Origin of the sequence: Chroogloeocystis siderophila 5.2 s.c.1 (assembly GCF_001904655.1) — a bacterium.
Taxonomy (GTDB): Bacteria; Cyanobacteriota; Cyanobacteriia; order Cyanobacteriales; family Chroococcidiopsidaceae; genus Chroogloeocystis; species Chroogloeocystis siderophila.
Genome location: NZ_MRCC01000014.1, coordinates 84,095 through 96,845 on the forward strand (window position 1 = coordinate 84,095; position 12,751 = coordinate 96,845).

The window sequence follows — 12,751 nt, forward strand, 5'->3', positions numbered from 1 at the left end:
CAACCAATTACCTAAGCTGAGTATATTATAGTAATTAAGGTATTTCAGCTACATTATTGAGTTTTAAGTTAATAAATCAGTAAAAGTTCTCTACTTGTTGAATTAAATATCTTTACTTTTATTATTCATTGTATAGAATTCTGTCAAAATAAGTTATGCCTACCTATGTTGCTAGCGTCAGAGACTCGAAAGGACAACTTAGAAAAGAGAAGGTTACGGCAAACTCTCCAAGTGAGGCGCGTTCGAGTTTAAGAAACCAAGGTTTATTTATTCAAGAAATCAAACAATCTTCAGAATTAGACCTGAGCAAAATTGACTTCCAAAAAATAACATTAATCTTATCAAAAGTTTCAGTTAAAGACAAAGCAGTATTTTCACGACAATTTTCCGCATTAGTAAATGCTGGAGTAGCAATCGTCAGAAGCTTGAGTGTATTAGCAGAGCAGTGTTCTAATCCTAAACTCAAAAAAGCTTTATTAGAAATAAGCTCTGACGTGCAACAAGGTGTCAACCTTTCTGAAGCAATGCGCAAGCATCCCGATTGCTTCGATAACTTATATGTCAGTATGGTTCAAGCTGGGGAAGTCGGCGGCGTACTCGATGAAGTTTTAAATCGATTATCTAAGTTACTTGAGGATATAGCACGGCTACAAAATCAAATTAAATCAGCGTTAGCTTATCCTGTTGTTGTCGGTTTATTAGCACTTGCTATCTTTATTGGAATGACAGTTTTTCTAATTCCAATTTTTGCGAATATTTTTAAAGATTTAGGAACAGAACTACCAGCATTGACACAATTTATGTTAGGTATTAGTGCCTTCATTCAAGGCTTTTGGTGGATGATTCCCATCATAATTGTTGCGTTTGGCTTTGCTTACCGTAATTACTATAAAACTCGAATTGGCAGAGAAACCATTGATCGTCTTTCTTTAAAAATGCCGCTATTTGGTGATTTGATTCAAAAATCAGCAGTTGCACGTTTTAGCCGTACTTTTGGTGCTTTGACGCGTTCGGGAGTCCCCATTTTGACTGCTTTGGAAATTGTAAGGGATACAGCCGGAAACCAAGTCATTGCGAATGCGGTAGATGCATCGCGACAAGATATTCAACAAGGGGGAATGATTAGTATTGCTTTGCAAAAAGAGCGAGTCTTTCCACCTATGGCAATTCAAATGATTAGTATTGGCGAGGAAACCGGAGAACTCGATCAAATGCTGATGAAAGTTGCGGATTTTTATGAAGATGAAGTCGAGCAAGCAGTCAAAGCATTGACGAGTATTTTAGAACCTTTAATGATTGTTGTTCTGGGTGGGATGGTTGGCTTAATTTTGCTTTCTATGTATCTACCTATGTTTAAGGTGTTTGAAAGTTTAGGTTAGATCTACAGAAAATGCAAAAAATTAGCTTCTCAAGTTTTTCGCACTCATTATGACTATTAAACAAGTTCAATACGAAAGTTGCTTAGCAGAATATGCAAACACTACTGGTGCGATCGCGCTACTAAAGCAGTATAGATTTTACTTAGAAATGCTTCCTAGCTTGCGACGTGCTGACGAGAGTGTTATCACAATTCCTTTACCAGTGGTGCGGCTTCGTCAGAGTAAGTATAACCATAGTGAGCTAACAGCAACTGCAACACAACTTTCCTGTGATGTTGCTATTTTAATGTGCGATCCTGAGTGGAAAATTAAAACTGGGGTCGAAATTATAATATTTATTCATCGTCCTAACGAAGACTTTTCTGATTTACTCAAACGCTGGCGGCAAACGCAAGTTTTACTAGATAAAGATTATGAATGGCTTTTACCATCTTCATATCAACATATTTTGAATGAAGGGGCTAATAAACTTTATCCTTTATTTGTTGTTTTTGATGAGACTTCAGAACGCATTAAGCTAGGGCTACAAGGAGCAAGTTTACCATTTGTTAATGAAACACTTTCTAGAGGAAACGAGGAAGATGCAGTAGAAAGCTTATCTTCATGAAAATTACTCGTTTAAGGATAAACAAAGTTTAGGAGTAAGCACCACTTTTAATTTAATGAATCAAAGCGCTTGATAGATATGATATTGAATCCGGTTGATTAGTAATGAGAAAAATGGTGAATAGTCACTACTCACTAACCACTCATCTGGCTATTTAAGCGGAGATAATATGATTTATTGAGCCGACTGTACTTAGTAGGATGAAAATACCTGTACCACTTGAGTTTCTGACGACGCTATTATTACATGAAGTTCCATCAGCACTGTAAGATCTGATTCATTCGCAATAAGAAAGGATTTTATCAAAGAGGTCTCTTAGCTATGAGACTTATACAGCAACCTCTTTAGTTACTTTGTCGCCCCCTCAAGGAGCAGAGGAGAAATTAATCGTAGTTCTCATTATAGTGAAACAGTCCCCATGCATTGCGGGACTTCCGAGCCAGTTCTGCTTCAAAGTCCCCCAAATATGGGAATTTAGGGGGCAAAAAGCTTGGAGCGAAGCTAGTCTAAACTTGTGTGTACACTGTGTAGCCTTACCCAAGGAAAGGTTGGGAGGGGTATACCGATGATGTGTAGCTACTAAAAAGGGTATTAGTATAAAACAGTATTTCAACTAAGGTGCTGATTGAGTTTAGATAAAATACCTGCCCAAGTGATATCAGCGAAATTCGGTAACACGACATGAGCGTTTCCGACGCGTTCTACAGGACCTAAACCTACTGACCACATTCCGGCGGCTAGGGCTGCTTCAATGCCTGCGGTGGCGTCTTCAAACACAACACATGCAGCGGGAGGAAGCTTGAGTTGATTCGCGGCGTAGAGAAAGAGATCAGGAGCAGGTTTAGGGCGCTCTACACTATATCCATCGGCGATCGCATCAACTAATTCGGTAATGTTTAATTTTTCAATGACAGTACGCGCGTTTTTACTTGCCGATGCAATCGCAATTTTTATTTGTTGTTGGCGAAGTTCAGTAAGGAGCGATCGCACGCCTGGTAGTAAGTCACTGGGTGACATTGACTCGATGAATTCTTGATAGTAGCGATTTTTGCGTTCCATCATTTCTTCGAGTTGGGCTGCGCTATATGTGCGATCGCCGACAATTTTGAGCAGCGACTCGCGGCGAGAGATTCCACGTAATGCTTCGTTTGCTTGGCGATCGAAGGGTAACTCTTCTTCGTCGGCTAAACGCTGCCAAGCGCGGTAATGATACTCTGCAGTATCAGTTAATACGCCATCGAGGTCGAAAATTGCGCCGCGCAGGTTGATAGTGGGAGAAGCTTCGTCCATTTCTGGTGATGGGGATGGGTGGTACGAATTCATTTCAGATGCTGAATGAGTGATCTCAAAGGGATGCCACTTGCCGCGCCAATGTAGCTTAAACGCAAGTCGCGTCCAATGTGGGGGAAGGTGGGGGGTAGCAATTGGCTGATTATCTTGGAAACGAATTCCTGCAAAGCCAAAAACAATCGCTTGCCACGCGCCTCCAGCACAAGCGCCATGAATACCTTCGGCAGTATTCCCGCGCGTGTTTTCTAAGTCCACCAATGCGGCTTGCAAAAAGTGTTTGTACGCGGTTTGACTATCACCTAAATCGGCTGCTAAGATTGCATGAATCGCAGGTCCAAGCGACGAGCCATACGTGATATCGGTTCGCGGAGCGTAATAATCCCAATTGGTTTTTAAACTCTCAGGATTGTAAGGAAACTCCTGTAATTGCCGCATTAAGTACAGCAACATTAAAACATCCGGCTGTTTCAAAACTTGTCGTTTATTTGCCCCATCAATGCCCAGAATTGTTTGCATTGATTTGGTGCGGGGTTCGTAGTCTTGTAAGTTAATATCTTCTAAGTTGCAGAAGCCTTCAAACTGCTCGATGAAACCTGTTTCTGAGTGATACGGAACCCAAAGGTGATTCGCAATATCTTGCCAGCGTTGCCGACGTTCAGGCGTGATTTCGAGTTTTTGGGCGAGTGCGGCGGCTTGTTCGGGAAACGTGTGCTCCAACCACGCGTAGACAGCGATCGCTTTTTCTAAATGCCACTGCGTCATGCGGTTGGTGAAGGCATTATTGTTCACGTGATGCTCGTGATATTCATCCGCGCCGATTACTTCGCGCAGTTCGTAGCGTTCAAATTGGCTGTTCCACTCTACCCGACTCATCCAAAATACAGCAGTATCTAGAATGATTTCGGCACCATAATCGCGCATCCAAAGATCGTCGCCTGTCGCTTGCCAGTAATTCCAAATCGCATAAGCAATATCGGCACTGATGTGAATTTCGCGATCGCGGCACCAAATACGAATATCGCTCGCATACGGGTCGGAAGGTAGTGCCCAGCGGGGTGTGACTTCATCGCCTGTGTCGGCACTTTCCCAAGCGTACATTGCACCTTTGTAGCCGTAACTACGGGCTTTGCGCCGCGCCCCTTCTAAGGTGTGATAGCGGTAGGTGAGTAGACGGCGCGCTAATTCTGGCTGTGTGAAAGTAAATAGCGGCAGAATAAAAATTTCAGTATCCCAAAAAATGTGACCCCGATAGCCAAAACCAGATAACGTTTTTGCGGGAATACTCGCTTGTTGGTGATGCCAGGGAGCGCTAATAAGTAATTGAAACATACTATAGCGAATCGCTAACTGCGCTCGAATATCGCCTTCAACAATGACATCACTTGTGTGCCAAGCTGATTTCCATGCTTGTTTGTGCTGTTCCCAACATTCTGGATAACTCGGCAATGTTACTAATTTACTCTGCGCTGCCTTGAGGGGATATTCGATGTCTTGTGAAGTATAAACTGTAACTATCTTTTCTACTAACACCGTTTGTCCTATTGCAGCTTGATACGATGTAGTAAGCGTGGGATAGCCTGGTGCGCTTTCACGTTGAAATGTCGCGGCTACGCCCTGAATGATTAATTTGGCTGCCATCCCCAATTCAATTTGAGATTGACGAGTACGCGCCGCTAGCCAAATTGCAGGTTCGAGTTGCAGATCTTCGGTGAAATTTGTTTCCGTTTGGTCTTGAGTTAACAAATCCCAATGATTAAAACCCTGGTTTTCTGCGTAGCCATTGATACTTGCGTGAACAGCGATCGCGCCTTCCCAATCGATGGGTGTAATCAAACAGCGCAATCCTAAAACATGAGGATCGGCTAAACTGGCGAACCGTTCAAATTGGATATCGAGCGTTTTACCGCTGGGGCTACGCCAGCGAATTGACCGCCGCAGCAACCCGTAACGCAAATCAAGTCGGCGCTCGTAGGATAACACCTCGCCTTGGTCGAGGCTAAATCGCTCGCTACGTCGAGGATCGCCATTGAGTGTAATCGTTAATGGCAGCCAGTCAGGACAATTCACGAGTTCAGTGTACATCACGGGAACCGCGTCATAAACACCCTGAATCAATGTCACAGGCATCGCCCGCGGGTAGCCTTCTTCAAAACTGCCACGCGTTCCCAAGTAGCCGTTACCAATCGTGAATACGGTTTCTCGCGCATGAAGTTGGTTCGGGTCGAAACCTCTTTCAATGAGAACCCAGTCGGTATACAGCAGGTTGTTGGTTTGTGAGGATACCGGTGCTTGAGTGCTAGTAGTTTCCCCTAGAAATTGACTGACCGCCTGACTCATTTTTTACTCCTCTGCCCGTTTATCGCTGCTTATGCTCGTCTAAAATTTGCGCGGCTCTAGGTTTATATAACAAGTGGAATAAAGCATCGAGATAGCATTGCAGCGCTTCTCGACTGCTGTGCGAAATATAATCCCAAAAACCATATATTCTAGCAAACAACAGTAATTGTTTCACATGAGTTTGCCAATTGCAGTGGCGATCAATGCGCTGAATCGCGCGATCAGAAATCGTTTGCCACAATTGGGGATTTGCATCGCATTGGTTGAGAAAATTTAAAATTTTCCAGGTGGTGTCATCAAAGTTGGTGGGGTTGATGTAAAAACCGTTATCGCCATCTTGAATAATTTCGGCAATACCGCCAAATTCAGTAGCAAAGACAGGTAAGCCTGATCGCATCGCTTCGAGAACACTGCGCCCAAATGCCTCAAAGCGCGCAAAGTTGATAAAAATACCACGCTTGTCTGCGATCACGCGATAAACTTCGCTCATCTCGTCACTCTGAAGTTGCATCCCAATCCAGCGAATTTGTCCTGCGAGTTGATATTGCGCAATCAGCGCATGAAGTTTTTCGATTTCTCGTGCTTCTTCAGGAGTACTTGCTTCGGTAACGTGCTGTTTATTTGTAATCAAAATCAAATTGCAGCGATTGCGCAGTGTTGGCGACTGCCCAAACCAGGCAATTAATCCTGTTTGGTTGTTCGTTTGACTAATCGAACCGACGGCGAGAATCGGGCATTTTTCCGCGTCGTCTAAGGTTCCAAAAATCGCAGCGTCTTGGCGATGAAACAGCAGATCGCGCACGCGATCGCGTTGATGTCGTGATTCGGTTTGGAAGTAGGGATAGTAGCGCAACTCATTGATACCAGGTGGAACGACATTGAATCGAGGGCTAAATAAATTGATACCATCTACCACATGGTAAAGCTGCGGCATTGTAAAACATTTGTAAGATTCGTACTGACCGATCGCATCTGGAGTGCCCACGATTTCTTGATACGACGAAGCAATAACGAAATCTGCCGCGTTCATACTAATCAGATCTGCCGTAAATTGCGCTGAGAAATGGTAGTGTGGCTCAAATTCTTGCCAGTAGAGATCGCTAAACAAGTATCTCGATTTTTCTAACGAATGCGCAATATTGCATTGAATTGCATTGAATTGGCGCGCAAGGAGAAATGATACCAAGTTGCCATCGCTATAATGACCAATGACGAGATGGGGATTTCCGCCGAAATGTCTGACAAGTTGCGGTGCAGCATCAAGGGCGAAAGATTCGAGATAAGGCCAAATTTCAAACTTCGAGATCCAGTTTTGCGTCACATTCGGGTTAAACTCCCGAAACGGGACGCGCAAAATCCAACCGTTTTCTGTACCTTCGAGTTTTTCAATGCGTTGATTGCAATAAGTTCCTTCGCAGTTGGGAATGAGCCGCGTCAAAATTGTAACCTGCGGTTGAATACCCAGCCATGCAAGTCCTGCTTGTTGAACATCTGCTTGCAGTTGTTGTTCTAGGTGTCGTGCTTGTTCTAGAACATAAATAACTTGCCCCATCGTTTCAGCGCGTCCCAGAACTTCTTCTTGCCCTACCCAACCGTGAATGGATACCAGCACAACGCGCAAAAAGGCAGGAATCCGCGATACAAAGGCTTCGAGTAAAGCCGGCGATGGAGTCGTCAAGAGGCGTTCAAGCAATTCAAGCGTTTCGTAAACTCGTCCGGCGGTATTGCCCCACCCTGGTTCAAAACCTAATTCCTGCAAAGCAGGGTGTAGCGTAGTATAAGGCGTATCTGATGGATATTGACTTACTTTTTTCAAGGCTTGCGCCACTGACTCATGCAGTTGCATTCTTGATGAAATGCGATCGCCAATCAACAACGGAATACCATCAAATTCTTGGCGCTGTAAAACTCGAAACAGTGCTTGTACCCAATAGTCAGGATTTGCCGATAGTTGATCGCATAAATAATGATTGAGAAATGTTAACCCCTGACCAATGTTTCGCGGGTCATCAATGCTGGGCGTGTCGCGATGAAATGGTTGAAAGTTAATTTTCAGAATTTGCGAATGTTCGCTGTGGACAAAGCGATCGCGGACATCAAGCAGCGCGCGTACCGAAACAGGTTTAAACTGTGATAAATCAGCACTCAACCACCAACTTTCTTGACTAGCAATGCGCGTGCGTAGCATCAACCAAATAGCGCCGTCTTCTAAGAGCATCTCATGAATCGCATGGATGAGTTCGCCAATGGCTGATGAGCGAAAGAAATAAACGGGTTTTTCTTGTTCCTGGCAATAGTTGGCAAAGGCATGGAGAATTTCATTTCTCAGCAGATATACCCGATCAATCGCAGATAATTGCTCAATAAACTGCTGAAAATCCTTTTTCTCTTCACTCTCTAAAACTGCCCGAATTAACGTTTCCATAATCGACTCCTGGCAATTGCCCATCGCTAGCGCAGAGTCAGGACATAAACTTATCTGCACAAAGCAGTTTGACTATGACATGAATTCTCAATTGAGAAGCATTATCTTCATCAACGTTGAGCGTCAACTTGAATTTTGCCTCTTTATATTTGAAAGCTACTGTCATACCTCCCTTGATCAAATAGCGACGTGACTGGAAGTGACCTAATTATGCCTCCTTGAAAGCAGGATATACCACAAACTAAGGGTGTAGATTCGTGTGGTATTCTTAATTTCTTTCTATAAATAAGCTTAGTGAATAAATTCGCGGCTAAACAAATTTTGAAACTCTGACTTTCAAGTGTGCGTAGGTACACTTTGTCTAGGTAGCCCCGAAGGAAGTTGGAGGGCATCTAAGATTTACACCCAATCGATATTTTGCCCTGCCCAAAAATGAGCGATCGCCGACACTGAAACATAACCGTCCAACTGCTATAACTCTCAAGCAGCGATGCGTGTTATCACTCATTTCCGATTTGCCATAGCACATCGAGCATAACTGCGATACGATCGCATATCTGAGGCATTCCGGTGACTAGGGTAATGACAACAACACTCACCCTAATAGCGACTTATGATGTTCGCTTAGTTACCCTTTCGGTAGTTATTGCGCTCTTTGGTTCTTAAATTGCTTTAGATCTAGCAGGACAAATTGCCTCGGCGCAAGGATGGGCAAAAAAATTATGGCTTATTGGCGGTACAGTTTGTTTAGTTATGAGCATCTGGGCAATGCACTTTATTGCGATGCTTGCTTACCAGTTACCAATGCCAGCAGTGTATGACTTGACGATTGTCTTTGTCTCGATGGCGATCGCAATTACGGGTGCGGGTACTGGATTATTTATTATTACCAATAAATAAGCAACCTCTGCAATGGTTCTCTTTACCAGCAGGCGCATTGTTTGTGGGGTTAGGAATTGTTGGTTTGCACTTGACTGCGATGGCGTCGATGCGCGTTGCTGCTGTTCCAGTGTACAGTCCACAACTGATGATGCTTGCTGCTACTACGGCTGTCGCGTGTTCGGGTAGTGCTTTATGGTTAGAATTTCACCCTTGGACGATACAGGCGATCGCTTCTAGTATCCGTAAAATCGGCAGTACATTTCTCCTCCTCGCAACGGCAATTTTAGGAATGCACTACATTGCGATGATTGCTGTTAACTTCCAGCCCAATACGCAAATAACAGCACAAACTTTTTATGATCGCGCTTCCGATTTATTACGCGATGCTGATATTGCTATGTATCGCGCAAAAACGCATGGTAATTAAAGCGCGCTACGAGATTTTTAACACTGAGATGCATGTGCAAGCAATGGCACGCTTGCAATTAGAAAATGATTTGCGCCGCGCCATAGAACGAACGTCAAGAGTTTCAACTTTACTATCAACCGATTGTATCGCTCAACAGCGGTAGAATAGCTAGCTTTGAAGCTTTACTCCCACATTGGTAGCAGCTTATTAAAGCTTTGAAAACCGGCTAGCTGCAACAATTTGTTCTACAGTCAGGTTTATCTCTGGAAAAGTTGGCGAGATAATTCTATCTGCACCTTTAAAAGCTTGTGTTTGATACTTATTATCGATTAACTGGTGAATAAAAACAGTAGGTACTTTCGGCGAACCTAAGATTGTGCGAGAAGCGATCGCTAAATAATCAACAATCCAGTATTCAAAAATTCCTAACCGCTGATACTCATCATACTTATCAACATAATCATCTTCCCAATTTGTAGAAATAACTTCTACCGCAAGTTGACTCGGTTCCGTCACCGCACCGTAAGTCGATACATTACTGTTCCATAATGTACTAGAAACAACCCCAACATCAGGGTTTCTTCCTTGTTCCTTCCCAGATGCTGTAACAGTTCGGATTATGATATCTTTATCAAAAATGTAATCGAGTTTTAATCGCTCAATTTCTCGATCCATGCTTTTAACGAGGTATCATGCTACATTTTTGTGCGCCCTCGTCGGTTCCACCTGAACAATTTCTCCATCCACCAGTTCAAAGATACCTTTACCGTCTGGGTACTGTTCAAGAAATTCGATGAAACTCAATTTTTTTACTGTGGTGATATTCATACGATTTGAGAATTGCGATTTTGATCGCGTATCAGGTAAAGATTTGGTATTTAGTCACGACTAACTTTGCTACTCCAAAAATCCTGTAGCATCGAATCATCAACAACGTAGGCTGAATCACCATCGCGGATCGCACGTTTCCCCAACCGAGGAAAAATACCGATATCACAATCTTTTTTTTCACCACCCATGAGATAAACAAGATCTTCACTAAAAGGATTGCGGAGATGGTGTGGTTGTTGCGGTAACCCAAAGCCCATAAAGTCACCTGCTGCGACTTCGTATTCACTATCACCAATTTCTGCAATAGCTTTCCCCGCGAGGATATAAATCCATTCTTCCTCGTGATGATGCAAATGATAAATAAATGATTCCTTACCTGGTGGGACGCGCGCGATCGTCACTGCAATACGCTCAAGTCCAACTATACGACTGAGTGTCCGCATATAAAGTTCTGAATTTGGGTTGAGTGGGTGGTGAAATTCAATCTCATCCATCGAGTGAATCTCTGATGCTTTGAGTAAAGAAGGTGGTTGCTGCTCCATAATGACTCTTCTCATAATTTGATTCAATGATTTAAGCTACTCACAATCTTGGCACAAATAAGCTGAGCGTAACTGTGACTACATTAGAGAAGGGGGTTTTGAGGAATTGTGATTTCATGCTGCATTGCGGACAAATTTTACAAGGGCGCTATCAACTGCAAGAAAAACTCAAAGATTCGCTACTCAAGCAAACTTGGCTAGCAGTCGATCTGGCGACACAACCAACAACGTTTGTAGTGATTAAACTACTAACTTTTACTAATGCTACAGGGTGGGAGGAGTTAAAACTATTTGAACGTCAAGCCCAGGTACTCAAGCAGTTAAATTATCCACAAATTCCACTCTATCAAGACGAATTTTGGCTAGAAGCGCAGCCTGCTTATTATGTTCTCGTTCAAGAATACATTCCTGGTAGATCGCTTGAACAGTTACAACAATGTTGGAGTGAAGCACAAATTCACCAAATTGCGAAACAGGTATTAGATATCCTTGTATACCTCCACGATTTACATCCGCCAGTCATCCATCGTGACATCAAACCGAGTAATTTAATTTGGGGTGATAACGATAAAGTTTATTTAGTTGATTTTGGTGGAGTTCAAGATCAAACTGTATCGCCAGGCGCAACATTTACAGTAGTCGGAACTTATGGTTATACACCATTAGAACAATTTGGCGGTAAAGCTGTTGCAGCATCGGATTTGTATGCTTTGGGTGCAACTTTAATTCATTTACTCACTGGCATCCTACCCGCAGACTTGCCGCAACACAACTTACAATTGCAATTTGCAGAATTAGTCAATTGTAGTCCGAGTCTAGTGAGTTGGTTGCAGAAAATGACCGAACCCGCATTAGAAAAGCGATTTGGTTGTGCACGTCAAGCGCTAGCTGCTTTAGAATCTGGAATCGTGCTTGATGCAACTTTGGTAAATAACTCTGGTAAGGGTGGTTTATTTAATGCATCGATCGCCGTACCCGCAGAAATTCAAGGTTGGAACTGGGGCGCTTTTTTACTTGCACCATTTTGGTTAGTCGCGAATCGCGTGTGGATTGGGGTATTATCCTGGGTTCCCATCATGGGATTTTGGATGGCGATCGCGCTTGGTGTTAAAGGTAACGAGTGGGCGTGGAAAAGTCGCCGATGGGAAAGTATTGAACACTTCCAAAAGTCTCAAAAACGCTGGGCGATCGCTGGAATTACTGTGGGAATTGCCATTAATCTTATCGTTTGGCACTTGGGAGTATTGTTTTTACTTTCAACTCTTTTTTAAAAATGGTAATGGGTAATTACTGGTGTTTGTTTGATGATGGACGAGCCGAGTTTAAATTTTCAACTCAGCTAATCCTAAATACTCAATACCTGCGGGGGTAATTTTGAAGCGACATGGTAGTATTTTTAATCCCAATGCGATCGCTGCACGCAATAATTGACCATAAATTGGATCGGCACTATCTCCAGGTGCAAATGTGGTACAATCACCGCGATTGATAAAGTACAACATCACCGCATCGCTTGCTGGTATTAATGCGGTAAGTTCGCGTAAATGTTTTTGTCCGCGTGTTGTTTCGGTATCAGGAAATAACGCGGTACGCCCGTCAACCCAAGTTGTGCTTTTGACTTCGATGTATGTTGTGCGATCGCCATCTAAAACAAAATCTACTCGACTTTTTTTATCTGTACCATAGGGAACTTCAAAACGAATGTTGTTGTAACTTCCCAAAGGCAACAAGTTTTCTTCTAACGCTAGCTTGACAATGCGATTCGGTAAACTTGTATTTACACCTACCCAAGTCGGTTCATTGTCATTCACCAGAATCATTTCCCAGGTGTACTTCAGCGATCGCTTTGGATTGTCACTATAAGTCACCTGTACAGCACTATCAGGTTGACAAATTCCTGTCATAGGTCCAGTATTCGGACAATGTGCTGTCACAACTTCCCCAGACGCCAACTGCACATCTGCAAAAAACCGCTTATAGCGTTTGAGAAGAACACCAGGATACAACGTTGGGTAGTGGTAAAGAATCATCAATCAAGCAAAAGCAATG

The 12,751-nt window shown here is 43.2% G+C and carries 11 protein-coding genes; 6 read left to right on the forward strand and 5 right to left on the reverse strand.

The features are described 5' to 3' along the window. Positions 1-155: 155 nt before the first annotated feature. Positions 156-1,379: a type II secretion system F family protein gene (locus NIES1031_RS16905; protein ID WP_073550682.1), complete on the forward strand. Its 1,224-nt coding sequence runs from the start codon at positions 156-158 to the stop codon at positions 1,377-1,379. A 49-nt stretch (positions 1,380-1,428) separates the two neighbouring features. Continuing rightward, a complete protein-coding gene (locus tag NIES1031_RS16910; RefSeq protein WP_073550683.1) occupies positions 1,429-1,986 on the forward strand; it encodes a hypothetical protein in 558 nt (185 codons plus the stop codon). A gap of 609 nt (positions 1,987-2,595) precedes the next feature. Here the strand turns inward: NIES1031_RS16910 and pgmB are convergent. Further along, a complete protein-coding gene (gene pgmB, locus NIES1031_RS16915; RefSeq protein ID WP_084544383.1) occupies positions 2,596-5,613 on the reverse strand; it encodes a beta-phosphoglucomutase in 3,018 nt (1,005 codons plus the stop codon). A gap of 19 nt (positions 5,614-5,632) precedes the next feature. Further along, positions 5,633-8,038, reverse strand: coding sequence for a sucrose synthase (locus NIES1031_RS16920; protein ID WP_073550684.1), 2,406 nt, complete (start codon positions 8,036-8,038; stop codon positions 5,633-5,635). A gap of 753 nt (positions 8,039-8,791) precedes the next feature. On the opposite strand from NIES1031_RS16920, the gene NIES1031_RS16925 reads away from it, so the two are divergent. The 3 genes from NIES1031_RS16925 to NIES1031_RS25750 are packed head-to-tail and all read left to right on the forward strand — an operon-like array spanning position 8,792 to position 9,492. Beyond that, positions 8,792-8,938, forward strand: a complete 147-nt coding sequence (locus NIES1031_RS16925; RefSeq protein WP_084544384.1) for an MHYT domain-containing protein — start codon at positions 8,792-8,794, stop codon at positions 8,936-8,938. Then, positions 8,901-9,347: an MHYT domain-containing protein gene (locus NIES1031_RS25745; protein WP_236738874.1), complete on the forward strand. Its 447-nt coding sequence runs from the start codon at positions 8,901-8,903 to the stop codon at positions 9,345-9,347. The genes NIES1031_RS16925 and NIES1031_RS25745 overlap by 38 nt, the downstream gene beginning before the upstream one ends. Further along, a complete protein-coding gene (locus NIES1031_RS25750; protein ID WP_236738875.1) occupies positions 9,337-9,492 on the forward strand; it encodes a hypothetical protein in 156 nt (51 codons plus the stop codon). Before NIES1031_RS25745 ends, NIES1031_RS25750 begins: the two co-directional genes overlap by 11 nt. Positions 9,493-9,536: 44 nt before the next feature. On the opposite strand, the gene NIES1031_RS16940 is transcribed toward NIES1031_RS25750, so the two are convergent. Further along, positions 9,537-10,004, reverse strand: a complete 468-nt coding sequence (locus NIES1031_RS16940) for a Uma2 family endonuclease (protein WP_236738876.1) — start codon at positions 10,002-10,004, stop codon at positions 9,537-9,539. A gap of 203 nt (positions 10,005-10,207) precedes the next feature. Continuing rightward, positions 10,208-10,702, reverse strand: a complete 495-nt coding sequence (locus NIES1031_RS16945) for a cupin domain-containing protein (protein ID WP_073550686.1) — start codon at positions 10,700-10,702, stop codon at positions 10,208-10,210. Positions 10,703-10,818: 116 nt separating this feature from the next. On the opposite strand from NIES1031_RS16945, the gene NIES1031_RS16950 reads away from it, so the two are divergent. Beyond that, positions 10,819-11,973, forward strand: coding sequence for a serine/threonine protein kinase (locus NIES1031_RS16950; protein ID WP_073550687.1), 1,155 nt, complete (start codon positions 10,819-10,821; stop codon positions 11,971-11,973). A gap of 51 nt (positions 11,974-12,024) precedes the next feature. Here the strand turns inward: NIES1031_RS16950 and sfsA are convergent, their stop codons facing one another. Beyond that, a complete protein-coding gene (gene sfsA, locus NIES1031_RS16955; protein WP_073550688.1) occupies positions 12,025-12,732 on the reverse strand; it encodes a DNA/RNA nuclease SfsA in 708 nt (235 codons plus the stop codon). Between the last annotated feature and the right edge of the window lie 19 nt (positions 12,733-12,751).

What these genes read in the sequence shown, in the direction of transcription:
- NIES1031_RS16910 (WP_073550683.1), top strand. Translation starts at nt 1,429, where the DNA reads ATGACTATTAAACAAGTTCAATACGAAAGTTGCTTAGCAGAATATGCA.
- sfsA (WP_073550688.1), bottom strand. Translation starts at nt 12,732, where the DNA reads ATGATTCTTTACCACTACCCAACGTTGTATCCTGGTGTTCTTCTCAAA.
- NIES1031_RS25750 (WP_236738875.1), top strand. Translation starts at nt 9,337, where the DNA reads ATGGTAATTAAAGCGCGCTACGAGATTTTTAACACTGAGATGCATGTG.
- pgmB (WP_084544383.1), bottom strand. Translation starts at nt 5,613, where the DNA reads ATGAGTCAGGCGGTCAGTCAATTTCTAGGGGAAACTACTAGCACTCAA.
- NIES1031_RS16925 (WP_084544384.1), top strand. Translation starts at nt 8,792, where the DNA reads ATGAGCATCTGGGCAATGCACTTTATTGCGATGCTTGCTTACCAGTTA.
- NIES1031_RS16945 (WP_073550686.1), bottom strand. Translation starts at nt 10,702, where the DNA reads ATGGAGCAGCAACCACCTTCTTTACTCAAAGCATCAGAGATTCACTCG.
- NIES1031_RS16950 (WP_073550687.1), top strand. Translation starts at nt 10,819, where the DNA reads ATGCTGCATTGCGGACAAATTTTACAAGGGCGCTATCAACTGCAAGAA.
- NIES1031_RS16920 (WP_073550684.1), bottom strand. Translation starts at nt 8,038, where the DNA reads ATGGAAACGTTAATTCGGGCAGTTTTAGAGAGTGAAGAGAAAAAGGAT.
- NIES1031_RS16940 (WP_236738876.1), bottom strand. Translation starts at nt 10,004, where the DNA reads ATGGATCGAGAAATTGAGCGATTAAAACTCGATTACATTTTTGATAAA.
- NIES1031_RS16905 (WP_073550682.1), top strand. Translation starts at nt 156, where the DNA reads ATGCCTACCTATGTTGCTAGCGTCAGAGACTCGAAAGGACAACTTAGA.